This is a genomic window from Streptomyces sp. NPDC029216, from assembly GCF_040648015.1.
Taxonomy (GTDB): domain Bacteria; phylum Actinomycetota; class Actinomycetes; order Streptomycetales; family Streptomycetaceae; genus Streptomyces.
This window is the reverse complement of record NZ_JBEZWL010000073.1, coordinates 16,364-36,815: the sequence shown is the minus strand read 5'-3', so window position 1 is coordinate 36,815 and position 20,452 is coordinate 16,364. Positions and strand designations below refer to the sequence as shown.

General features: G+C 71.0%; 19 protein-coding genes and 5 pseudogenes. 10 read left to right on the top strand and 14 right to left on the bottom strand.

All coding sequences use genetic code 11. From position 1 onward, the window contains the following. On the top strand, positions 1–947 hold a 947-nt coding region (locus AB0F18_RS24460), incomplete at its 5' end, for a hypothetical protein (RefSeq protein WP_362064078.1). A 103-nt stretch (positions 948–1,050) separates the two neighbouring features. Further along, on the top strand, positions 1,051–1,233 hold the full coding sequence (locus AB0F18_RS24455; protein WP_362064076.1) for an antitoxin: 183 nt from the start codon (positions 1,051–1,053) through the stop codon (positions 1,231–1,233). Positions 1,234–1,273: 40 nt separating this feature from the next. Here AB0F18_RS24455 and AB0F18_RS24450 read toward each other — a convergent pair whose 3' ends face one another. The 5 genes from AB0F18_RS24450 to AB0F18_RS24430 form a co-directional block, all read right to left on the bottom strand. After that, a complete protein-coding gene (locus AB0F18_RS24450; RefSeq protein WP_362064074.1) occupies positions 1,274–2,101 on the bottom strand; it encodes a peptidoglycan recognition family protein in 828 nt (275 codons plus the stop codon). A gap of 148 nt (positions 2,102–2,249) precedes the next feature. Next, positions 2,250–2,462 (bottom strand): hypothetical protein, encoded by a 213-nt coding sequence (locus tag AB0F18_RS24445; RefSeq protein WP_362064072.1) that lies wholly within the window; start codon positions 2,460–2,462, stop codon positions 2,250–2,252. Then, positions 2,459–2,866 (bottom strand): hypothetical protein, encoded by a 408-nt coding sequence (locus AB0F18_RS24440; protein WP_362064070.1) that lies wholly within the window; start codon positions 2,864–2,866, stop codon positions 2,459–2,461. Before AB0F18_RS24440 ends, AB0F18_RS24445 begins: the two co-directional genes overlap by 4 nt. A gap of 182 nt (positions 2,867–3,048) precedes the next feature. Then, complete coding sequence (locus tag AB0F18_RS24435; protein WP_362064068.1) at positions 3,049–4,503, bottom strand: HAMP domain-containing sensor histidine kinase; 1,455 nt, start codon at positions 4,501–4,503, stop codon at positions 3,049–3,051. Further along, positions 4,500–5,201 (bottom strand): response regulator transcription factor, encoded by a 702-nt coding sequence (locus tag AB0F18_RS24430; RefSeq protein ID WP_362064066.1) that lies wholly within the window; start codon positions 5,199–5,201, stop codon positions 4,500–4,502. The genes AB0F18_RS24435 and AB0F18_RS24430 overlap by 4 nt, the downstream gene beginning before the upstream one ends. A 204-nt stretch (positions 5,202–5,405) precedes the next feature. On the opposite strand from AB0F18_RS24430, the gene AB0F18_RS24425 reads away from it, so the two are divergent. Together AB0F18_RS24425 and AB0F18_RS24420 are read left to right on the top strand one after the other, a co-directional pair. Then, positions 5,406–5,813: a YciI family protein gene (locus AB0F18_RS24425; RefSeq protein ID WP_362064064.1), complete on the top strand. Its 408-nt coding sequence runs from the start codon at positions 5,406–5,408 to the stop codon at positions 5,811–5,813. Positions 5,814–5,821: 8 nt separating this feature from the next. Then, a pseudogene (locus AB0F18_RS24420) lies at positions 5,822–6,467 on the top strand (RNA polymerase subunit sigma-24); the annotation flags it as partial. A 1,404-nt stretch (positions 6,468–7,871) separates the two neighbouring features. On the opposite strand, the pseudogene AB0F18_RS24415 reads toward AB0F18_RS24420, so the two are convergent. Further along, positions 7,872–8,592 (bottom strand): annotated as a pseudogene (locus AB0F18_RS24415) (IS1380 family transposase); the annotation flags it as partial. On the opposite strand from AB0F18_RS24415, the pseudogene AB0F18_RS24410 reads away from it, so the two are divergent. Beyond that, a pseudogene (locus tag AB0F18_RS24410) lies at positions 8,555–9,109 on the top strand (hypothetical protein); the annotation flags it as partial. The pseudogenes AB0F18_RS24415 and AB0F18_RS24410 overlap by 38 nt on opposite strands. A 52-nt stretch (positions 9,110–9,161) precedes the next feature. Here AB0F18_RS24410 and AB0F18_RS24405 read toward each other — a convergent pair. Further along, the gene (locus AB0F18_RS24405) at positions 9,162–10,493 is read right to left on the bottom strand and encodes a DUF11 domain-containing protein (protein WP_362064062.1); all 1,332 of its coding nucleotides are present in this window, start codon (positions 10,491–10,493) and stop codon (positions 9,162–9,164) included. Between the two features lie 533 nt (positions 10,494–11,026). Then, positions 11,027–11,413 (bottom strand): annotated as a pseudogene (locus AB0F18_RS24400) (transposase); the annotation flags it as partial. A gap of 622 nt (positions 11,414–12,035) precedes the next feature. Here AB0F18_RS24400 and AB0F18_RS24395 point away from each other — a divergent pair. Then, positions 12,036–12,560 carry a peptidylprolyl isomerase gene (locus AB0F18_RS24395; RefSeq protein ID WP_362064060.1) on the top strand — a complete coding sequence of 175 codons (525 nt, stop codon included), beginning with the start codon at positions 12,036–12,038 and terminating at the stop codon, positions 12,558–12,560. 358 nt (positions 12,561–12,918) lie between these two features. On the opposite strand, the gene AB0F18_RS24390 is transcribed toward AB0F18_RS24395, so the two are convergent. Beyond that, positions 12,919–13,476: a TetR family transcriptional regulator C-terminal domain-containing protein gene (locus AB0F18_RS24390; protein WP_362064058.1), complete on the bottom strand. Its 558-nt coding sequence runs from the start codon at positions 13,474–13,476 to the stop codon at positions 12,919–12,921. Between the two features lie 70 nt (positions 13,477–13,546). Between AB0F18_RS24390 and AB0F18_RS24385 the strand changes: the two genes are divergently transcribed. Together AB0F18_RS24385 and AB0F18_RS24380 are read left to right on the top strand one after the other, a co-directional pair. After that, the gene (locus tag AB0F18_RS24385; protein WP_362064056.1) at positions 13,547–14,704 is read left to right on the top strand and encodes an FAD-dependent monooxygenase; all 1,158 of its coding nucleotides are present in this window, start codon (positions 13,547–13,549) and stop codon (positions 14,702–14,704) included. A gap of 126 nt (positions 14,705–14,830) precedes the next feature. Then, positions 14,831–15,059 (top strand): annotated as a pseudogene (locus tag AB0F18_RS24380) (IS5/IS1182 family transposase); the annotation flags it as partial. 408 nt (positions 15,060–15,467) lie between these two features. Here AB0F18_RS24380 and AB0F18_RS24375 read toward each other — a convergent pair. Beyond that, positions 15,468–15,986 carry a GNAT family N-acetyltransferase gene (locus tag AB0F18_RS24375; protein ID WP_362064054.1) on the bottom strand — a complete coding sequence of 173 codons (519 nt, stop codon included), beginning with the start codon at positions 15,984–15,986 and terminating at the stop codon, positions 15,468–15,470. Between the two features lie 505 nt (positions 15,987–16,491). Between AB0F18_RS24375 and AB0F18_RS24370 the strand changes: the two genes are divergently transcribed. Continuing rightward, complete coding sequence (locus AB0F18_RS24370) at positions 16,492–17,016, top strand: transposase family protein (RefSeq protein WP_362064052.1); 525 nt, start codon at positions 16,492–16,494, stop codon at positions 17,014–17,016. Between the two features lie 71 nt (positions 17,017–17,087). Here AB0F18_RS24370 and AB0F18_RS24365 read toward each other — a convergent pair whose 3' ends face one another. From AB0F18_RS24365 to AB0F18_RS24350, 4 genes are all read right to left on the bottom strand, one after another. Next, positions 17,088–17,474, bottom strand: coding sequence for an MmcQ/YjbR family DNA-binding protein (locus AB0F18_RS24365; RefSeq protein WP_362064050.1), 387 nt, complete (start codon positions 17,472–17,474; stop codon positions 17,088–17,090). Between the two features lie 40 nt (positions 17,475–17,514). After that, positions 17,515–18,444, bottom strand: coding sequence for an SDR family oxidoreductase (locus AB0F18_RS24360; protein ID WP_362064048.1), 930 nt, complete (start codon positions 18,442–18,444; stop codon positions 17,515–17,517). Positions 18,445–18,548: 104 nt separating this feature from the next. Then, entirely contained in the window at positions 18,549–18,935 is a 387-nt protein-coding gene (locus AB0F18_RS24355; protein ID WP_362064046.1) for a VOC family protein, read from the bottom strand. A gap of 5 nt (positions 18,936–18,940) precedes the next feature. Then, positions 18,941–19,327: a VOC family protein gene (locus tag AB0F18_RS24350; protein ID WP_362064044.1), complete on the bottom strand. Its 387-nt coding sequence runs from the start codon at positions 19,325–19,327 to the stop codon at positions 18,941–18,943. Between the two features lie 464 nt (positions 19,328–19,791). Here AB0F18_RS24350 and AB0F18_RS24345 point away from each other — a divergent pair, with 464 nt between their 5' ends. Then, positions 19,792–20,313, top strand: a complete 522-nt coding sequence (locus AB0F18_RS24345) for a hypothetical protein (RefSeq protein WP_362064042.1) — start codon at positions 19,792–19,794, stop codon at positions 20,311–20,313. The last annotated feature ends 139 nt before the right edge of the window (positions 20,314–20,452 follow it).

The window sequence follows — 20,452 nt, the reverse complement described above, 5'->3', positions numbered from 1 at the left end:
GCGGGCCGGCCGGCCCGCCGCCGACGGGATGGCCGGCCCAGGGCGCCCCGCCCCCGCCACCGGGGTACCCCTCCTGGTACCCGCCCCCGCCGCCGGTGTCCCCGTACCCGCCGCAGGGGCACCCGTACGCGCACCCCGTCCCGCCGCAGGGACACCCGTACGCCCCGTACGGCCCGCACACGCCTCCGCCCGTCGCACCCTCCCGGGGCCGGAAGATCCTGCGCGGAGTCCTCAACCCGCTGTACGCCGCCCAGCGGACGTTCCGTCCCTCACGCCCGGGGATCGCCCACGATCCACACGTCCGCACCCTCCAGCTGTGGCGGACGGGCCTGGGCCTGGCCGCCTGGGTGGGGCTGACGCTCGCCTACAAGGCCGTCATCAGCGCCGGCGACGTCAAGGCCGTGGCGGACGACCGCCTCGACCAGAGCTGGTCCAGCGTCCTGGTCCTGGTGTGCACCCTCCCCGTGGTGGTCGGCGGCTTCGTGGCCGCCGCGAGGGGCGGGCTGCGGCGCGTCTACCTGCGACGGGCCCTGCGTCCCCTCGGCGCGGTGCTGGCCGTCATGGCGTCCATGGGCACCTCGGCGCTCGCGATGGCCCCCGAACTCGCGGGACTGCGCGACGCCGTCGGGCTGCCCGGGAAGATCGTCATCGGTGTGCTGTGGCTGTGGTCGATCGGGTTCGCCCTCTACGGCATCGGCCTGTCCCTCGTCCACGTCTTCCGCACCGCCGACATCCACGAGGTGGTGCCGCCGGTCCTCGCCGGGGTCCTGGTCTGGGAGATGGCACTGCTGGACGTGGTCACGGGCGCCTACCCCCAGGTCCCGGCGGCCGTCCGCGCCGTCTTCGTCCTCGGCGCCCCCGTCACCGTCACCGCCCTGTCCTGGTGGGAGCTGCGCCGCCTGAGCCGCCACCACGGCCTGACGCTCCGCGCCGCACTGGGACGCTGACGGCACGGCAGGACGTTCACCGGTCGAAGCGCCGAGTAGCGGATGCGGTCCGCCGGAAGGAGGGGGACGCTGGGAGGGCCAATCCGTTCCGAAGGAGGACACGATGTCCATCGTCGACAAGCTCAGGGGAATGCTCGGCCAGCACCCGGACAAGGCCAAGGAAGCGGTGGAACGCGGGGGCGACAAGCTCGACGAGCGGACGGGGAACAAGTACTCCGACAAGGTCGACATGGCCCAGGAGAAGGCCAACGAGTACATCGACCGCGAGAAGCCGCCCCAGTCCTGAACCCTCGGCGCTCCCGTCGGGCCCGGCTCGCGCGACCGCGTCAGCGGATCCCTGCCGCGCCGAGGAGGCCCTCCGGCAGGTATTCCGCAAGGGAGTCGGCGAGGGCCGGATCCACGGCCCAGTCGGCGGGCGGGTTCACCGGCCACCGCGGCAGCGGCACGGCCTGCGTGTTCCCGAGCCGCCGTGCCACGTCCTGGCGCAGCTTCGGCAACAGCGCGTAGAGCTTGTCGCCGGGGCAGGCGGTGCTGTTGAAGTCCCGGTGCCCGTAGATCTCCGAGGCGGGCACGTCGTACTGGCGGCAGACATGGGCGCACAGGTCGGCGAGGGCGGAGAACTGCGCCGCGGGAGGCTCCTCGGTCATGTAGGTGCCCTCGTTCTCGATCCCGATGGCCACGCTGTTCTGCCCCACGCAGTGGGCGCCCCGCACCAGCCGGTTCCCGGCGTCCAGCGCGGCCAGGCTGTGGTGGCGGCCCTCCAGGACGAAGGCGCCCCGGCTGACGGTGAAGTGCTGACCGGTGTCGATCCACCCCTGCATGTCCATGTGGTACGTCTGGATGGCGCGGGCCAGCGTGTGGGCCCGCTCCCGCGAGTAGTCGGTGACATTGGCCGTGGCCGTGTGGTGCACGATGATCCGCTCGGGGCGCGTGTCGAGGAGCACGACGTCCTCCGACGCCTCCCGGGCCTCCCAGCCGGCGCAGTCGGTGATCCGGGGCACCGCGAAGCCGTACCGGCCTCCGGACGCCCCGGCGCCGGTGGCGGCGCGGGCCGCGGCGGCGGCGACGGAGGGCAGGACGGCGCCGGATCCGAGCGCGAGCACGGCGGAGACCAGACTGCGGCGGGTGAGCCGGGCGAACGGGTCGGAGGTCATGAAGCCGCCTGTTCCGATGGGGGACGGGCGTCCATGGAAAGGGGCCGGGCCGTGCGGGGCGCGCAGGCGCTCCGTGGTCCGGCCCCGTCGGATCCCTTTCGGGTGACGGCGGCTCCGCCGAACGGGCCGCCGCCCCGCACCGGTCAGGTCAGTTGTTCTGCGAAGCGTCCGCGTCCGCCTGCGAGGCCGCGCTGTCGGCGGCGTCCAGCTTCGCCTGCATGTCCGCGGCCTGTCCGTCGGCGCCCGCCGACTGCTCGGCCTTCGGGTGGGCCCCCGTACCGCCCCCGCAGCCCGTCAGCAGCAGGACGGCCCCGGCGGCCAGGGCGGCGAGTACGGCGCCGCCGCGCCGGGGGGACCTCACTTGGACCCCTGCGCGGTGCACCAGGTGGAAACGGCCTTCAGGTCCGCCTGGCGCTTCTGCAGGGTCGGCACCAGCCCCTTGCGGAACGTCAGACGGTCGTTGAGGTACGTCTGGACCTCGGTGTGGCCGGCGTTCTTGGCCTCGGTGACGCGCTGCTCCAGCCGGGCGATCGAACCCGCGACGGTGGCGTCCCCGTTCAGCCGGGTGAGGGCGGTGTTGATCCGGGCCTCGGTCTTCGGCAGGCGCTTGCAGATCGCCTTGGCACCATCGCCCTTCGGCGCGGACTTCGCCGATGCGGCGGGGCTCGGCGCGGCACTGTCGGCCTGCGCGGGGCCGGCGGACAGCAGCGCACCGGCCAGGGCGACGGCGCCGATCGCGGCGGCGGTCCTACGGTTCGCGAGCATGGTGGTATCCCCTTCGGTGCGACGGGCCGGCGCGTGCGCCCCGGCCGAGCAGGACGCTAGGGAGCCTTTTTGTGGATTCCTTGTGACCGCCGGACCCGCCGGACCCGCCGGACCCGAAGAGCTGTTCGCGGCGCCCCCTCCGGGACGCCCACCCGGACCCGCGCGCTCGGAACCCGCGGTCGTCAGTCGCCCCGGGAGATCCAGTCGCGCCGGGCCGGCAGCCGCAGGGTCGGCTCGTCGTCCGAGACCAGCGGAAGCCGCACCTCGAAGCGCGCACCCGCCCCGCCGGGGACGTCGCCGACGGTGACCGTGCCCCGGTGCAGTGCGGCCTGCTGGGCCACCAGCGTGAGCCCGAGGCCCGAGCCCGGGCTGCCGGGCCGGTGGTGGAACCGGCCGAAGACGGCCCCGCGTTCGGCGGGCGGCACACCGGGCCCCTCGTCGTCCACGGTGAGCACCGCGCAGGCGCCCTCGGCGCGCAGCCGGACCCTGACCCGGGGCGGCTCGCCCGGCCGGTGGCCGTGCACCACCGCGTTGCGCAACAGGTTGTCGAGCATGATCTTCAGACCGGAGTCCCAGCCGAAGACCCGCAGCTCCGCCGGAAGCTCCACGTCCAGTTCCAGGCTCCCCGCCCCGCCGTGCCGGCGCGTCGCCTCGCCGGAGGCCGCGTCCACCAGCTCGCACAGGTCGAGCGGGGAGAAGGCGGAGACCTCCACCAGGTCGCCCAGCGCGAGCATCCGCAGCGCGCCGAGCAGCTCCAGCAGCCGGGCGTGGTCGCTGCGCAGGTCCCGCACCACCTCGGCCCGTTCACCGGGGGAGAGGTCGGGGTGGGCGGCGAGTACGTCCAGGTCGGTCTGCATGCTCATGAGCGGCGTCCGCAACTCGTGAGAGGCGGCGGAGGAGAAGGAGCGGGCGGTCTCCAGCGCCTGCGCGGTCCGCGCCGCCTGCTCGTCGTAGCGGGTGAGGAGCTGGCCGATGGCCGCGGACAGCTCGTCCACCTCCGCGATCTTCACCGGCGGGCCGGCGAAGGCCGCGGCCCCGGCCGCCGGGTCGAGCCCGGCGGCCCGCCGGCTCAGCCGCCGTACGGAGGCCGTGGCGCGCCCCGCCAGTCCGTACGCGAGCAGCCCGGACACCGGGGCGGCCAGCAGGGCCACGAGCAGCACCCGTCGCCGTACGGCGGCCACCTGCGGGTCGGTGGCCGAGGCCGGGCTGTAGATCCACAGGTTTCCGGGAGCGGCACCGGTCACCGGCACGCTCAGCACCCGCCAGGCGTGGCCCTTGGCACGGACGGTGACCGGGCCGTCCGGGGTCCGGTCGGGCAGCCGGACCGCCGCCTCGGGCTGGGGACCGCCCTCCAGGACGGTCGCCCCGTCCGCGCCGCGCACCCGGATCCCCGCGTCGAGGACGTCGCCGAGCACCCTGCGGTGCTGGTTCTGCTCCGCCTTGGGCCGGCCGCCCCGGTCGGCGGCCAGCAGGGCCCGTACGTCGGGCAGGACGGCCGAGGCCCGGTCGTGCAGCCGCGCGTCCTGCTGCTGGCGCAGGTCGCGGCTGACGAGCCCGAGCACCAGCAGACCCGCGGCCAGCACCAGCAGCGGCATGACCACGGTCACCGAGAGGGCGATCCGGGTGGCGAGCTTCACGATCCGCTCCCCATGCCTGGCTCACGCAGCACGAACCCGACGCCGCGGACCGTGTGGATCAGCCGGGGCCGCCCGCCCTCCTCCAGCTTGCGGCGCAGGTAGCTGACGAAGGTGTCGACCGCGTCGGTGCGCACCTCGAAGTCGTAGCCCCACACCCGGTCCAGCAGCTGGTCCCGGGTCAGTACGATGCCCGCGTTGCGGACCAGGGCGGCCAGCAGCTCGAACTCCCGCCGGGTGAGGTGGACCTCGTCCCCGCCGTGGCGCACCTGGCGGGTCGCCTGGTCCACCTCCAGCGGTCCGGCGCGCAGCACGTCCCGCCCGCCGCGGGCCGGGCTGCGCCGCAGCAGGGCGTGCAGGCGCAGCACCAGCTCCTCCAGGGCGAAGGGCTTGACGAGGTAGTCGTCCGCGCCGGCCTGGAGCCCGGCCACCCGGTCGGCCAGCTCGTCCAGGGCCGACAGCATCAGGACGGGGGTCTCGTCGCCGCGTGCGCGCAGGCTCCGGCACACCTCCGTACCGGTCAGACCCGGCATGGACACGTCCAGGACGAGCACGTCGGGGGTCCGCGCGTCCACCTGTGCGAGGGCGCCGGGCCCGTCCTCGGCGAGGACCACGGTGAATCCGCTCAGCCGCAGACCGCGTTCCAGCGAACGCCGGATGGCGGCGTCGTCGTCCGCCACGAGCACCACTGCCGAACCCATGCCGCCTCCCACGCCGCCCCTGCCCGAACCGGGCCCGACCCTCTCACAGCCGTCCACCCCGTCCGGACCCGGGCCCCGGCCCAAGGCCCGGGACGCACGGGTCCGCGGAAAAAAATTCCGGACGGCGGTGTCGAAAACCCGTGGCCGGCTCCGTCCCCGCAGTGAACGCGACCACAATGGGCCGCACCAGCGAGGAGGAACACGATGGCCAAGTACCTGCTGCTCAAGCACTACCGCGGCGCCCCGGCGGCGGTGAACGACGTGCCCATGGACCGGTGGACGCCGGAGGAGATCTCGGCGCACGTGCAGTACATGCACGACTTCGCGGCCCGGCTCGAAAAGACCGGAGAGTTCGTCGACGGCCAGGCGCTCGCCCCCGAGGGCGCATGGGTCCGCTACGACGGTGAAGGGCGCCCGCCGGTCACCGACGGCCCCTTCGCCGAGACCAAGGACCTCATCGCCGGCTGGATGGTGATCGACGTCGACGGCTACGACCGCGCCGTCGAGCTGGCCGGGGAACTCTCCGCCGCCCCCGGGGCGGGCGGGAAGCCGATCCACGAATGGCTGGAGGTCCGCCCCTTCCTGGCCGCACCGCCCACCGTCACGGAGTGACCCCACCCATGGACGAGGCCCTGCTCCGCAGCCCCACCCCGAGCGTGCTCGCGTCCTCGTCCACCGCGGAGCCGACTTCGCGGCGGCCGAGGACGCCGTCCAGGAGGCACTGGCCGAGGCGGTCCGCGTCTCACCCGCCGACCCGCCGCGGGACGCGAAGGGCCGGCTGGTCACGGTGGCCTGGCGCGAGTTCCTGGACGCGACCCGCTCGGACACCGCGCGCCGCCGCCGGGAGGACCTCGTCGAAGCGGAGCCGGCGCCCGGCCCCGCCCCGACGGCCGACGACACGCTCCAGCTCTACTCCCTCTGCGCCCACCCCTCCCTGACCCCGTCGTCGGCGGTCCCGCTCACGCCGCGCGCCGTCGGCGGGCTCACCACCCGCCAGATCGCCCGGGCCTACCTGGTCCCCGAGGCGACCATGGCGCAGCGCATCACCGGACCGCGCCCGACGGCAGCCTCGTACCGCTCGCGGAACAGGACCGCGGCCCGTGGGACACCGGCTCGATCGCCGAGGTCATCACGATCCTCCAGGCGGCCCTCGCCCGTGACCGGCTGGGGGAGTTCCAGGCCCAGGCCGCCATCGCGGCGCTCCACGCCGACGCGCCCACCGCCGAGGAGACCGACTGGATGCAGATCGTCGAGTGGTACGACGAGCCACCCGCGTCGTGATGTCCGACGCGGTCTTCGCCCGGCCCCACCGCGGGCGGCAAGGAGTGGGTGGTCAAGGACCCCTCCAGTCTCGAACGCGGCTGACCCCGAATCTCCCGCCCCGCACCTGCTACGACCCGGGGGCGGGCAGCACCGCACCATGCAATCCCCGGGACTACGTCAGCCCCGAGGCGCGGGACCGCGAGGTCACCCTCCTCATGCGCGACTACCCCTTCGACGAGGTCATGGCCACCCGCCTGTTTCACGCCGCGGTCTCCTACCTCATCACCGCGATGGAGAAGTGGGACGAACCGGTCCCGCTCGAGATCTGCTGCGGCCGGATCGTGGACATCGCCGTGCACGTCTTCATCCTCGACACCGAGAACTACCGCGAGTTCTGCGCCCAGCACTTCGGCGGCCGGTTCCTGGAGCACATTCTCCCCGATCCAGGTCGAGCGCGCCCGCGAGTTCTGGAGCGACACCGCCGGCCTGGAGTTCGTCCACGCCGAAGCCCGCGCCTTCCTCGACCAGGACGTACGGCAGTGGGACGTCATCTACTCCACGTGGGGCGCCGTCCGGTTCACCGACCCCGACGAGCTGTTCCCCCGCATCCTCAAGAGCCTCGCCCACGGCGGCATCTTCGCCTTCTCCCACCGCGAACCCATCGCAGGCCAGTACGGCGCCCAACAGATGGGCGGCAGGTGGCTGGAAGGCCGCGAGAGCGAACTGACCGTCCTGCGCTGGCAGCACACCCCCGGAGCAGTGGACCGACCTCCTCAAGCGCCACGGCTTCACCGAGGTCCAGGCCGGGGTCATCCCGTCCCCGGACGCGACCCTGGGCACCCTGCTGGTGACCGCCAAGACGGCCGACTGACCGCGATCCAGTTCCAACGCTTACGGCCGCCTGCTGCCGCTGGAACGGTGAGCGCTGGCGTCAGGCCGGGGGCGGCGCATGCGACTGCTGCCACGTCCTGCCTGTACCGGAGGACGGGCTGCGCGGCGCGCGGCGCCTCGTCCAGTCCAGGTGCTCGTTCTCTGTACCGGGGGGATGAGGGCGTTGGCGAGCTGCAGCCACGCCAGTAGCTGCGCGCGGGGTGGGGCCCAGGCGCAGCCACAGACGCCCGTCGACCCGGCCGGGCCAGCCAACGACGTCGCTGCTGCCGGTGAGGAGCGGGTGGTGGTGCCCAGGATGTCGCGTCCCAGGATCCAGGTGACGTCTTGCCGACTGTGGAAGACGCGTGGCCTGGCGGGAGGTGGTGGCTTTGCCGCCGGAGGCCTTCGGGCTGCCGGCACGCTCAAGGCCGGCGCGTAGGGGCCTCCATCAGGTCGATGACGCCGGTCGGCTCAGCCGCGCGCTCGGCCTTCTCCACGGTCTCGCCGGCCGCCTTCGCCCCGATGAGGGCGGCGGGCGGTGGTGACGATCTGTGCGGCGGCGGAGAAGAGGCGGAGCCGGAGGCAACGGGGCTCCCACCTGCGGGTTTTGCCTGTCAGGGCGAGCATGGGCATCCACGCGAGGAGGTCGAGGGGCGATCTGGACGATCTCCAGCCAGATCTGGTTCTGCGCGGTGTCGTGCAGGGGCAGGTTGCGCAGGCCGGTGGCGCGGGCGGCCCGAATGCGGTCCTCGGCCCTCGCGCGCTGGCGGTGCCTCAGTTCCAGGGCGGCGATCGCCGTGCCGGTGGTGTTGGTGGCGAACGCGGTGAGGCGCAGGCCGTCGGCATCGGTGATGCGCAACTGGGCGCCGGGGTGTGGACGTTCCTTGCGGACGATCAGCCGCATCCCCTTTGGCCAGCTGCCCAGGACATCGCCGATGAGTTCGACGACCCGGGCGCCGTCGCGGATCTCACCTTCCGGTTCGACGGCGGGTGTCCACGCGGCGGGCGGGGCCTTGAGGACGGCCTGGTGGATGGCGTCGGTGACGGTCATGCCGACCGAGTACGACAGCCACCTCCCCCGCTGGGCGAGCCGGGCGACGAACTCGTGGGTGCCGCCTGCGGAGTCGGTACGGATCAGCGTCTGGAGACCGCGCCGGTACTTCTTCGGCAGCTGGACCAGGGCGAGTTGGGCGGTGGTGATGTGGTCGGCGGCGGTATTGCTGCCCGCGTTCCCGGGCCGCAACAGCGCGGCCACCGGTATCTCGTCGGCCGCCGTCGCGGATCTGGCGGCCCCTGCCGCCGCCGAGCCGGCTGCGGACGAAGCCGATGAGCTGGCCGCCGCGGAGCCGTCGCCGAGCACCTCCGCCGAGCGGCAGAAGTTCGCCAAGACGCGCTTCGTCGCCAACGCCGGGCTCGCGGCCGGGGCGACGTACCAGTGGATCATCAAGCCGTACCGCGACGGCAAGTTCAAGAAGGGCGCGAAGGGCCGTACGTTCGCGCTCATCAAGGCCGGTCTCGCCGGTGCGTTCGCCTACAACCGGCTGAAGGCGGCCGCCTACAACGCCAAGGGCGACCCGCTCCTGTGGAAGGCCATGGGCCCGCTGACGGCGGGCATCGAGTCCCTCAAGGGCCTCGGCAGCAAGCTCCGGAAGGGCGAGGCGGGTGACGCCGACATCAGCTCCTTCCAGAACGTCATCGACGGCATCAAGGAAGCGGGCAAGAGCGCGGGCTCCGAGGTGACGGACAAGGTCCCGAGAATGTCGCAGCTCGGCGGAGAGCGACGCCGGCCGGGGCCCGCCGAAACGGGCCCCGGCCGACGGCAGGGGACTACGGGGCCTTCGGCGTGATGAGGGTGGACGCGGTGTCCTGGTTGTTCTGCTTACGCGGGTCCGCGTCGTCGCCGAACACAGTGGCGGTGTTGTTCACGGTGGTGGGCTCCGAAACGTCGGCCGCGGTGCCGGTCACCTCGATCTCCACACTGTCACCCTTCGCCAGCGGGCCACCCGTGCAGGAGAGGAGGCCGTCGGCGATCTCGCACCCTTCGGTCTGGGTGGTGGGTGACAGGAGCTCCGTGGGGAGGTAGTCGGTCAGCGACCAGCCGGAGGAGTCGCCCGTACCCTTCCCCTTCTCCTCTTTGCTCACGTTCTTCACGGTGATGCGGTAGGTGATCTCGCCGCCCGACGTGACTTCCCTGGTGCCCTTCTTGTCCACCGCGAGGTCGGCCTTGGAGTCGAGGAAGCAGGAGGTGGCGTCGAGGTTCACCAGCTCCTGCTCAGGGGCCGCGTCCTGCGTCGACAGGATGGTGAACTCGGGGGCGACGGCAGTCGCGTTCTTCACATGCACCCGGAAGAGCTCTCCGGGGGAATTGCGGAAGAATCCGAGATCGCCGTTGCCGTACACGAAGACGCCGCCGAAGTCCGAACCCCCGGGAAGGACACCGGGGAAGAAGTCCACGTCCCCATTGGAGATACGGATACGCGCGATGGCGCCGTCGTCGGTCGAGCCCCACAGGAATCCGTCGCGGAACGCGATGTCGAAGATGTCGAGTTCCGGGTCGGACAGCTCAGGGACGTCGATGGAACCCGTGACCGAGCGGGACTTGACGTCGACCTTGTAGATCGTCGGCGTATCGTCGGCCAGGATGTAGTAGTTGCCCTTGTCGTCGAACGTTCCCGAGATGTAGAGGGCGGGCGGCAGACCGTCAATGGCACCGAGGTTGGTGAAGTCGCCATTGCGGTCGAAGCGGACCAGGTCGTTCTTCGCGTCGCCGAACGTGGTCCCGTAGAGGAAGCGGTCGCGCGGGTTCACGCCGATGGCGTTGTAGAGGAACGGCGTCGGGTTGCCCAGCGCTGTGAACTGGACCGTTCCGGGCCCTCTGTCGGCGGTGTAGAGCTGGTCTTCCGGGTTGCCGAACGAGGCGTACACCCTCCCGTCGCACTCAACGCCGTTCTTCCCGTGGGACGGGTTCTGCGCGATAGCCGCCGCGGGGGCCGGGGCGGCACCGGCCGGTGACGCCGGCAGGCTGGAAGCGAGTCCTGCGACGATACCCACCGCGCCCAGTGCGGAAAGCGCGCGCAGCCGCCGCTTTCCCTGCTTCAGCCCGTTTGTTCCTCGAATCACGAACATGCACCTTTCACTGCTCAAGGCAGACAGGCCCATGACTGGGCCCCTCAGTGTGTGCCGGATGTGACGGACAAGCATCAGCACAAGGGATCTCGGGTCGGACATCGCGGCTCGGGCTTTGGGGGTGGAGTTCGCTCCAATGCATCAGGGCAACGCCCGGGCGTTTTTCAGATCACCGGAACGTTCGCCTGGTCGTGCCGTTGACTGGCGTACCGACCTGTTTGACAACCTGTTCCAGAACTACAACCTGTCGTGCCAGGCCGGCTCTCTGCGCGAGGTCCAGGAGCTCCGGGCGTGTCCCGAGCCGGCTCACCAATGACCCGACTCGGAGGCCGTCGCCGGCTGCGATGCAGAGATGTTGCACGGCGCGGTGGGAATCGACGCGAACACGCCATCGGTGGCGAGATTGAGAGCCACTCCTGCCGAGCAGCTTCCGGCCAATGCTGGAAGCTCCTGCGACCGCCGATGCGCCGGAACCGACACCGCGACAGCCCTGGAGTCCGGGCTTTGCGCCTGGCAGACGTAAATTTGATAAGAACCCGCTCCACTTACTGTGGGTGTGACCTGCTCAGGAACGACCCGGACGGGTGGTGTCCGAAGGTCTTCTTCCAGGTCGCGGTCGCGTCCTGCTTCTCGGAGTGGGCCAGCACCAGCACCCCGTCCAGGTCCACGATCACCTGGCCGGCGGTGTCCGGCGATGAGGCTCCGGCCAACTTCCAGACGCGCTCGCGCGCTTCGGCCCGTGCTGACCGGATCGCGGTCAGGGCCTTGGGGCCGGCCGCGGCCAGGGCGTCGATGAGGCGGGAGACGGTCGGGTCGGAGGCCACCGGGCCGAACACGCCCGGCTCGGCCCGCAGCATCCCGACATCGGCCAGGCAATCCCCGCCCAGCGCGACCGCCACGGCCACATCCAGCACGGTCTTGCCCGGATCGTGCACCGCCCGGGCCTTCCGCCACCGTCCTATTGTTGCAGGGCAGGAGCATTTCTCGCGTTTTCGATCACGCTTCGGACAGCCCACCTCGTGAAAGCCCGAGGTTAACGTCATGCGGTTCGGACTGCCTCGGGACCTGCGGAAGATCCGCCAGAAGTTCAAGCGGGCGACGCCGCGTTCGACCTGCTGCGTTCGTCGCTTTGGCCGAGGGGTGTGCCGGCGGGTACAGGCGAGGGCGGCCGGTTGGCGCGGGACAGCCCGGTGCGTCGGTTGTTGGCGGTGGATCAGGGTGCGGGTTCGGTGTCGTCGCTGGACGTCAGCTGGAGGGCGAGGACCTCGGGTTCGGCCGCGCAAGCCTCCTGCCGTTAACCATTCCCGCGGACCAAACCCACCCCCTAGACTGCGACCGCTCCAAGACCTGGCGATCATCGGGAGGACGTGCGAGATGAACCGAGCACTGATCAGCGGATTCGCGGCCGTGGCGTTAGTCGTGTCCGCAGGGAGTGTCGCCACCGCTTCCGACGGAGCTCCGCCGCGCACCACACACGGCCCTTGCCAGTACGCACAGACCCCGGACGAGCCGCCGGCGCGCTCTGTTCCGCTGCCGCCTGACCCGCGGCGCACCCCCAGTCATGGCACGGTTGATATGGCTGTTCCGACCAGCCAGGGCCCGCTCCCGCTGCACTTGGACCGGGCCAAGGCGCCGTGCACGGTCCAGAGTTTCCTGCACCTGGCACGGCATGGGTTCTACGACCGTACGGTGTGCCACCGTCTGACGGCGTACCCGACACTGAAGGTCCTGCAGTGTGGCGACCCGACCGGTACCGGTGAGGGCGGGCCCGGGTACAAGTACAAGGACGAGCTGCCGGTGGACCTGCCGCCGGCACCGACCGATCCCACCGGCACGCGCCGCCTCTACGGGCGCGGCCTGCTGGCGATGGCCAACGCCGGTCCGGACACGAACGGTTCACAGTTCTTCGTCGTCTACGGCGACTCCGCGCTCCGACCGAACTACACGGTGTTCGGCACGGTCGGCGCCGACGGCCTGACGACACTCGACAAAACCGCGGCCGGAGGCATCGAGCCGACCGCGGAGAACCCGGCACCCGTCGACGGCACACCCGTCCTGCGGACCGAGCTGCTCCGTGTCCGGCCGTCCTACCAGCATTGACGCACCGCGGCGTGGCCACGTCCTCGCTGAGCGTGCCCGGGATCTGTGGCCAGCCCCGGCGGACTACGCAGGCCAGGTGAAGCGCCTGGGTACGGAAGCGGACGGCTCCGGACCTTGTGCCCGGACTACGCGAAGCACCCAAGGCCCAACGGTGGACTCCGTACGGTGCCGCCCATGAACATCGCACCCGTCGTCCGGCCCCGGCTCCATGCCGGGGCCGGACTCCGCGACCGCGCAGAGCCAGATGCCGCGCCATAGACCCGGTGATTGCCACAGCCGCCGGAGAAGACCTCTGGTGCCGCTGAGGGGGAAGGTGACGCTGTCGGCCGGGTCGAGCGGGGCCGCGGGCGCCCGGGTCCTAACGCAGCGCGGCGGCGACCAGGCCTTCGAGGGCCTCGCGCTGCACTTCGCCGCCGCTCACCAGTCGGTCGAATACCAGTCCGTCGATGCAGGTCAGCAGAGTGTGAGTGCGGTTTTCGACGTCCGTGACGCCGTGTGTGGTGAGGAACCGTCGGACGGCCTCGCGGCCGGCGTTCTCACGGGGTACGAGGATCTCGCGCAGCTCCGGGTCGCGCACGCTCTCGACAGTGCAGGCGTAGCGGGCGAGCGAGCGGCGGCGGCCCTCACCGGTGAGTCGCTGTCGCGTGAGCAGCACCATGCCGTCCACCAACTCCTCGACGGTACGCAGAGGTGGAAGCTCTTCGGCCATCGTGTGGAGTTCCGCTTGGTCGAGTTGGACCAGGCGGGTGACGAGTGCGGTCAGCAGCGCGGCACGGGTACGGAAGTAGGCCGAGGTGGTGCCCGGTGGCACGGCGGATTTCCGGTCGACGGCGCGGTGGGTCAGGCCGCGCATCCCTTCGTCGGCGAGTACGTCGAGTGCCGCGTCTGCCAGAAGGGTGCGTCGGTCCGAGGTCATATCCCCTTTCTACACCCGTAGAGGATCGGGATAGGATTCTTCTACAGATGTAGAAAGCGGGGGCTTCGGTATGGGGAATACGGCAGTCGTGGTCGGAGGGGGCATCGGCGGGCTGGCCGCCGCGATCGGCCTGCGCCGCGTCGGATGGGGCGTGACCGTGGTTGAGCGCGCGCCCGTGCTGAAGGACGCGGGGGCGGGCATCTCCTTGGCCGCCAACGGCCTGCGGGCGCTGGATGAGCTCGGCGTCGGCGAGGCGGTTCGGGAGGCGTCGCGCGGTCAGTACGTCGGCGGCACTCGGACGCCCCGGGGCGGCCGACTGGCCCGCATGGACGGTCTGGCGCTGGAGAAGGAGGTGGGCGCGCCGATCATGGGCATACCCCGCTCCACCTTGCACCGACTGCTTCGTGACTCCCTGCCCGCCGAGTCGCTGGTCATCGGCTCCGAGGCGGCCTCGGTCGAGCAGACCGGCCCAGGGGTGGTACGAGTCGATTGCGGGCCCATGGTCCTGCGGGCCGATCTCGTGGTGGCGGCCGACGGCATCGGCAGCAAGATCCGCGCCCGGCTCTTCCCGGACCACCCCGGCCCGGTCCACAGCGGCTCGACGGTGCTGCGCGCCATCACCGACCATGCGGTCGATCTGGGTGCCGACTTCGAGCTGACCTGGGGACAGGGCGCCGAGTTCGGGCACATCGCCTTCCTCGACGGGAGGGCTGAGTGGCACGCCGTCCTCAGCCTCCCCGCCGGAACGCGGTTCGCCGACCCACTGGCCGAACTGCGCCGACGATTCCACACCTGGCACGACCCGATCCCCGCCCTGCTCGATGCGACCCGGGCCGACGCCGTGCTGCACCACGACGTGAACGAACTCCGCACGCCGCTCCCCTCATACGCCGTCGGTCGCATCGCGCTGCTCGGAGACGCGGCCCATGCCATGACCCCCAACCTCGGCCAGGGCGCCTGCCAGGCACTGGAGGACGCGGTCACCCTCGCCGCCGCCCTCGGCGCCGAGCCCACCGTCGAAACCGCGCTCGCCCGCTACGACGACGAGCGCCGGCCGCGCAGCCAAGCCGTCGCACGAGCCGCCCGACAGGCCGGAAGATTGGGCCAGCAGCTCTCCCATCCCCTGGCCGTCACCCTGAGGAACACGGCGATGCGACTGACACCGTCCCGCATCGCTACACGCATGATCCTGCGCCACCATGCCTGGGCCCCACCGCCGTTGAACTGATCCGGCACGCGCCCGCCAGGCACGAGATCGGCAGACACACCACAGTTCCTGCCGACAACACACCCGACGGCCAAGCCCCTGAACGAATCTCATTCTGTAGCCATCAGTTGGGCCACCCAGGCCGCGGCGGCTGGGATGTCGGTGAACGCGGACGCTGCCTACCTGGGCGCCTGGCTGATCGTCCCGCACCGCAGGAAGAGCCGGACGCCCCCTCTTGTGCGGCCAGGAGAAAGGAAACGCCGTACACCGACGGCTCCGTGCCCGCGTCGAGCCCACCTTCGCCCGCATGAAGAACGGGAGGATTCTCGGTGACTGCCGCCAGAAAGGAGGCGGCCTCCACCATGCTGTCCAGGCGGCGCCACTGGAGCGGCACAAGACCGAGAGCCCGTTCGCCAGGCGGACCGGGAAGGCAGCGGTGTCCCCAGGTCGCCGGCGGCCGCCGCGGTGGGCGACAGGCCCTCGCCATGGGCGGCCAGGACGAAGTCCGAGGTAAGGGCGTTGATGTCGGCGGCCCGCTTGACGAGGAAGTGGCTGCCGCCAGGGACCTCGTACCGGGCCAGGTCGGGTACCACCTCGCGGGCCCGCCGGGCGTACGCCAGCGACCGGGCGGCGCTCGCCGTGCTGCGGTCCCGGTCGCCGTGGATGATCAGCACCCGGCGGCCCGCCAGCTGCTCCACCGGATCGCCCTCCGGGAGCCAGGGGGCGATCCCGGCCACGCCGACCACAGCGGGGTGGCCGGCGCTCCACCTATGGGGGCGTGTGATCAGCTGATGACCAGCTGCCACATGATCTCTCCGTCGTGGCGGTGGTGGGTGGGAGTGAGTCCGGCTGCTGTGGCGACGGCGGCGGATGCCTCGTGGTCGGGGTGGATGTGGGCGATGACCGTGTGCACCGGATGGTGCTTGCGGAGCCAGGTGACAAGGCCTTGGGCCGCCTCGCCGGCGATGCCACGCCGCTGCCAGGGGGTTCCCACAACCCAGGCGATCTCCGCGGCGGCTCCGCGGTCGTCGGTGGTGACCGTCGCCTGGACCGTGCCGGTGAGGCAGGTCTCGTCGCGGAGCTGGATCACCCAGTTGCACCAGGACTCGGCGGGGTTGGGCGAGCCGGCCGCCCAGCGTTCGTAGCGGGCGTGCAGGGCCTGGGCGGTGTCCGGAGCACCGCCGATGAAGGTGTGCAGGCCGGGATCGGACAGCACGGCGGCCATCTCGTGGGCATGCTCGGCCTGAAGGGGCAGCAGGGTCAACCGGTCGGTGTGGATGGTTTCGGTATTGACCGCGGGCACGCTGCCTCCTGGTTGTGACGTTCAACGAGTATGCCGCGTTCGAAGCGGACGCCGGCCGGACCAGGGCGACCAGGTGGGTGTGTCCACCACGCTTCAGCGGTTGTGCGCGGATCACCGGTCGGACAGGCCGATGCGAGTACGAGCTACCGGACTCGGTACCGCGTCCCTGATATCACCAGTGGTCTCGGCCACCTCGTGGAGCCAGGATGCCAAGCGCGGCCACCCCGGGAAGCAGGCGTGGTCGGCGTGTGGGGCGCGGCCGAGATGGCCGTGCCACAGGCCCGGGCCTGCGTCGATGAAGTGCTCATCTCCATCGCCGCCGGCGAAGAGGATCCACCGTGAGCCTCCGCCAATTTGAAGTCGCAGGTCAAAGGGCTGGTGTACTCGACTGTCGGGGTGCTCACGCTGGTCGCGGGCGGTAGTCCGCGGAGAAGAACGTCTGTGGGGGCGGTCGGTTCGCCGGTTCCTGCTCGCTGCGGCCGGTCGGCCTTCCACGATCCTGTGCATGCTGGATCCCGAGCTTCTGGAACGGATCACCGCGCGGCGTGCGGAACTGGACGAACTCGAAGAACAGCCGGCCAAGCAGCTGGCGGAGGTGCGGACCGAGCGGGACGAGCTCGCCGTAGCCGAACGTGCCCTTGAGACGGGTGAGCGAGCAGATCGCCGACGAGCGGGCCTCGGCCGCGCCGGCGCCCGGGCAGGTGGGCGGTCGGGAGGTGATGACCACATCCTGGCCCACCTGCGCGCCGTCGGCCTCGGGGCGCTGGCGGACCCCGGCTTCCGGGGCCTGGACAACGACGTACGCGACCCTGTGATCGTCACTGGCTCCACAGCCACCCGCGCCCACGAGCTCACACCCGGCCAGAAGACCGCCGACCGCGTCCTCGCCGTCGGACGTGCGCCGGTCGAGCACGGCTTCGCCCACCTCAAGAACTGGCGGACCCTCACCAAACTCCGTACCGACCCCGCCCGCGCCACCCACCTCCTGCGCGCCTTGCTCGTGCTGACGAACCTTGAGGTCAATCGCTGACACGCCTTGTCCGGCCCTGCCCCCAGCACAGCGGTCACCAGTGAGGTGGCCCTTCACACGCGGCGACGGCCTCAAGGCCATCGCTGTTCATGGCCAAGGGTGCGCAGCCGGTCGCGGGTGGCGGCGGGCAAGTCTGCTACCACGCAGTCCCAGGCGTGGTGGAGCATGTCGGTGAGGTCTTCGTCGGGCATCGTGGCGTCGTCCAGGTGCACGGTGAGCCAGTGCCAGCGGCGCCCCTGGTACCAGGGGCGCACGGCCGCGTGCTGCTCGCACAGGTGCAGGGCGAGCTGGGGTTCGCACTTGACGGTGACCTGGTCGGGGTGGGTTTTGGTGGCTGCCGCGAGCATGGCGAAGATGCTGCCGCCGACCTTGAAGACGGGCCTGTTGGGACCGTACGGCTCCTCCTCCGTCACCTCCGGCAACGACAGGGCGAGCTCCGCGACGTCCTCGGGAGTCATGGTGATGTCCTTCGTCCGGCCGGGTCCCCAGGGGGCGCGTTCAGCGGTAGTCGTCGGGGTCCGGTGCCTGTCCGGCGCGCATGTAGTCCTGGAAGTAGCGGACGGAGTCGGGGGCCGATCCGTCGGCGTCGGCGAAGCCGTACTGCTTGGCCAGTGTGCCGACGGACAGGGAGCCGCCGGTGAAGCGGGCCACGTCCGGGTCGGTGGCGAGTGCGGTGACGGCCCGGGCGGTGAAGAGCGGGGTCTCGGAGATGGCGAACGCGGGGTCTACCTTGCAGCCGTCGCGCCAGTTGTCCTCGGTGATGTGGAACGCGTCGAGCATCGCCCCGGTACGCATCCAGCCCGGGGCCAGGCCCAGTGCCGTACAGCCGTACTCCTTGATCTCCTCGGACAGTGCCCATGTCATCCGGAAGGGAGCGAACTTGGCGAGGTCGAAGGCGAAGGGGGCACGGTAGTGGCCGTTGTTGAACTCTGCGGTGCCGTCGGTGAGCTCCACGACCAGGCCGCCGGGGCGGCGGATCAGCAGGGGCAGGAGGTAGTGGCTGGTGACGTAGTAGGTGTCGATGCCGAGCCGCAACATGCGCAGGCCGTTGTCGAGGTCGCAGTCCCACATCTTCTTGCCGCGCTCGACGAGGTGCTCCGCACCCCAGATGGCGTTGACCAGGACGTCCAGCCGGCCCTGTTCGCGGTCGATGCGCTCGGCGAGCGCCTGCACCTGCTCCGCCTGGAGGTGATCGACCACGGCGGGGATGCCCTTGCCGCCGGCGGCGGTGACCAGCTCGGCGGTCTCCTCGACGGTCTCGGCCGGGCGGCCCGACTCGCCCGCCGTGCCGCGGGTGGTGCGGCCGGTCACGTAGACGGTGGCCCCGGCCCGGCCGAGCTCGACGGCGATCGCCCGGGCCCCGCCGCGGCTCGCCCCGGTGACCAGGGCCACCTTCCCCGCCAGAGCCTTGCCTTCGTCGTGGTTCATGTGGGTCTTTCCTTGCTCGCTCGAAGACGGTGATCGCAGCACGGTCCGTACCCCGATGGGTCGATCCCCGTTCGTCCGCTGGGGCTGCGCGGACCAGGGATGTTTCACCCGTTCTTGCCGGCGGCGCTGATGCAGAAGGGCTGGCCGGAAGGGTCGAGCAGTACGGTCCAGTGCTTGCCGCCGGGCTGGCGGGCCGGCTTGGTGGCGCCGAGCTCGATCAGCCGGCGCTCGGCGGCCTCCACGTCGGCGAAGGTCAGGTCGAGGTGGAAGACGAGCTCGTCCGCGGGCCAGTCCGGCGCCTTGAAGGACTCGGCGGTGTAGAAGACGTACGTGGTGGTGCCGTCGCTGATCATGGCCGCGGTGTCACCGAAGGTCTGGGTGACGTTCCAGCCCAGGGCGGCGGCGTAGAAGGCGGCGAGCGCCTTGCCGTCGTGTCCCCAGAAGGCCGCGCACTTCACCGCGCCGGTAGCGGCTGCGTTGTTCTCGGTCATGGCGGTCACCAGGTCTGCTTCTGGGTGACGGCGATGACGTAGCCGTCGGGGTCGGTGAAGTAGAAGAGCTTCTGGCCCTGGTGCTCCATGACGTCCTTCTGGACGGTGACCAGGGGGCGGATGCGCTCGACGTAGGTGTCGAAGTCGTCCACGGCGAGGTAGAACATGCCGAACGCTCCGACCGGGGTGTCCTTGAGGACGGGCAGCCAGCCGCGCAGGTGCTCGTCGCGGTAGACCATCAGCGCGAACTCGCCGTCGAAGAGGAGGATGCGCAGGTCGTCGTCCGGGTCGTTGCCGGCGGGCAGGGCGGTGAAGCCGAGCTTCTCGTAGAAGTCGACGGCCGCCTGGGTGTCGGAGACTCCCAGGCACGGGGAGATGGCAGGGGGCTTCATCAGAGATCACTCCTCGAAGAGGGGACGCGGGCAGAAGGGCCGGAGCTCCTCAGGGGCACAGCCCGCTTCGAGAAGTCCTAGCGGAAGAATGCCCTCCATATAGGACAGCGTGCGTCCTATATCGGGTGACCTGCGGAGTTTTCACACGAGGGGTGGCACTGGTGGCTCTGGTCGTGGGGTCGGAGGAATTACCCCGCCGACCCAGCGTGTACAGGATCGAAGAAGGCTCCGCGAAGCAACCACGCCGAGCAGAAACCGGCGAACAGACCGACCCCGACAGTCGGGCACGCCACCCTTTTGACCTGCGACTTCAAGTTGACGGAGGCTCGGTGTGGTGCACTGCGCGGGCCACTGGACGTGGGCTGGAGGGTCCGGTCTGCCATACACGGATACGCGGTGGGAATGAGGAAGATCGAACCGAAGTCTGATGTGTGACGGTGTGCACGTCGGCCAGCTTGGATCCCATGCTGAGAATGAACGCATTGCCTCAAGTGCCGACGTGGGCCCGCTGCGCAGCGTTGGGCGCCGCGTTAACCAACGTGCCGTCGGCGCTGTGGCGACTTGCTATCGCCGTGGGGATCCCGGTGGGACTGGCGCAGTCCGAATATGACCAGATGGGTGCCCCCGGGTGGGGATCATTCGCCCTCATCGGCCTCAGCCTGGTCTCCGAGCTGTTCGCGTTCCTCACTCTGGGCCTCGTCCAAAGCTGGGGCGAGACCTGGCCGCGCTGGATCCCGTATCTCCGCGGGCGCAGAGTCCCGATCGCGCTCGGCACGATCATGGCGGGGCTCGGCGCTCTGGCGGCGACGGTCTTCGGCGTGCTGTTCGTCTACACCTCGCTCAATGCCGACATGGAGGCCACCACCTGGGGGCTGTGGCTGCTTAACCTCGCCTACGCACCGCTGCTCCTCTGGGGGCCGCTGCTGGGCGCGGTCACTGTGCACTACTACCGGCGCCGGAAGACGGCGGTGTCCCCGCCGGCGTGAGTAGCTGTTGTCGTTCCGATCTTGAGGGGCGGCCGTCGGACGGGAGTCTCGATCGGGTGATCGCGGCTGGCTGTGGGCACGGGAACAGGGCCTCTTGGTAGCTCGGGGTCGCCAAGCCGACCGAGATCCAGGGGACCCT

What these genes read in the sequence shown, in the direction of transcription:
- AB0F18_RS24455 (WP_362064076.1), top strand. Translation starts at nt 1,051, where the DNA reads ATGTCCATCGTCGACAAGCTCAGGGGAATGCTCGGCCAGCACCCGGAC.
- AB0F18_RS24450 (WP_362064074.1), bottom strand. Translation starts at nt 2,101, where the DNA reads ATGACCTCCGACCCGTTCGCCCGGCTCACCCGCCGCAGTCTGGTCTCC.
- AB0F18_RS24440 (WP_362064070.1), bottom strand. Translation starts at nt 2,866, where the DNA reads ATGCTCGCGAACCGTAGGACCGCCGCCGCGATCGGCGCCGTCGCCCTG.
- AB0F18_RS24430 (WP_362064066.1), bottom strand. Translation starts at nt 5,201, where the DNA reads ATGGGTTCGGCAGTGGTGCTCGTGGCGGACGACGACGCCGCCATCCGG.
- AB0F18_RS24425 (WP_362064064.1), top strand. Translation starts at nt 5,406, where the DNA reads ATGGCCAAGTACCTGCTGCTCAAGCACTACCGCGGCGCCCCGGCGGCG.
- AB0F18_RS24405 (WP_362064062.1), bottom strand. Translation starts at nt 10,493, where the DNA reads ATGGGCCTGTCTGCCTTGAGCAGTGAAAGGTGCATGTTCGTGATTCGA.
- AB0F18_RS24395 (WP_362064060.1), top strand. Translation starts at nt 12,036, where the DNA reads ATGGCTGTTCCGACCAGCCAGGGCCCGCTCCCGCTGCACTTGGACCGG.
- AB0F18_RS24390 (WP_362064058.1), bottom strand. Translation starts at nt 13,476, where the DNA reads ATGACCTCGGACCGACGCACCCTTCTGGCAGACGCGGCACTCGACGTA.
- AB0F18_RS24385 (WP_362064056.1), top strand. Translation starts at nt 13,547, where the DNA reads ATGGGGAATACGGCAGTCGTGGTCGGAGGGGGCATCGGCGGGCTGGCC.
- AB0F18_RS24370 (WP_362064052.1), top strand. Translation starts at nt 16,492, where the DNA reads ATGCTGGATCCCGAGCTTCTGGAACGGATCACCGCGCGGCGTGCGGAA.
- AB0F18_RS24365 (WP_362064050.1), bottom strand. Translation starts at nt 17,474, where the DNA reads ATGACTCCCGAGGACGTCGCGGAGCTCGCCCTGTCGTTGCCGGAGGTG.
- AB0F18_RS24360 (WP_362064048.1), bottom strand. Translation starts at nt 18,444, where the DNA reads ATGAACCACGACGAAGGCAAGGCTCTGGCGGGGAAGGTGGCCCTGGTC.
- AB0F18_RS24355 (WP_362064046.1), bottom strand. Translation starts at nt 18,935, where the DNA reads ATGACCGAGAACAACGCAGCCGCTACCGGCGCGGTGAAGTGCGCGGCC.
- AB0F18_RS24350 (WP_362064044.1), bottom strand. Translation starts at nt 19,327, where the DNA reads ATGAAGCCCCCTGCCATCTCCCCGTGCCTGGGAGTCTCCGACACCCAG.
- AB0F18_RS24345 (WP_362064042.1), top strand. Translation starts at nt 19,792, where the DNA reads ATGCTGAGAATGAACGCATTGCCTCAAGTGCCGACGTGGGCCCGCTGC.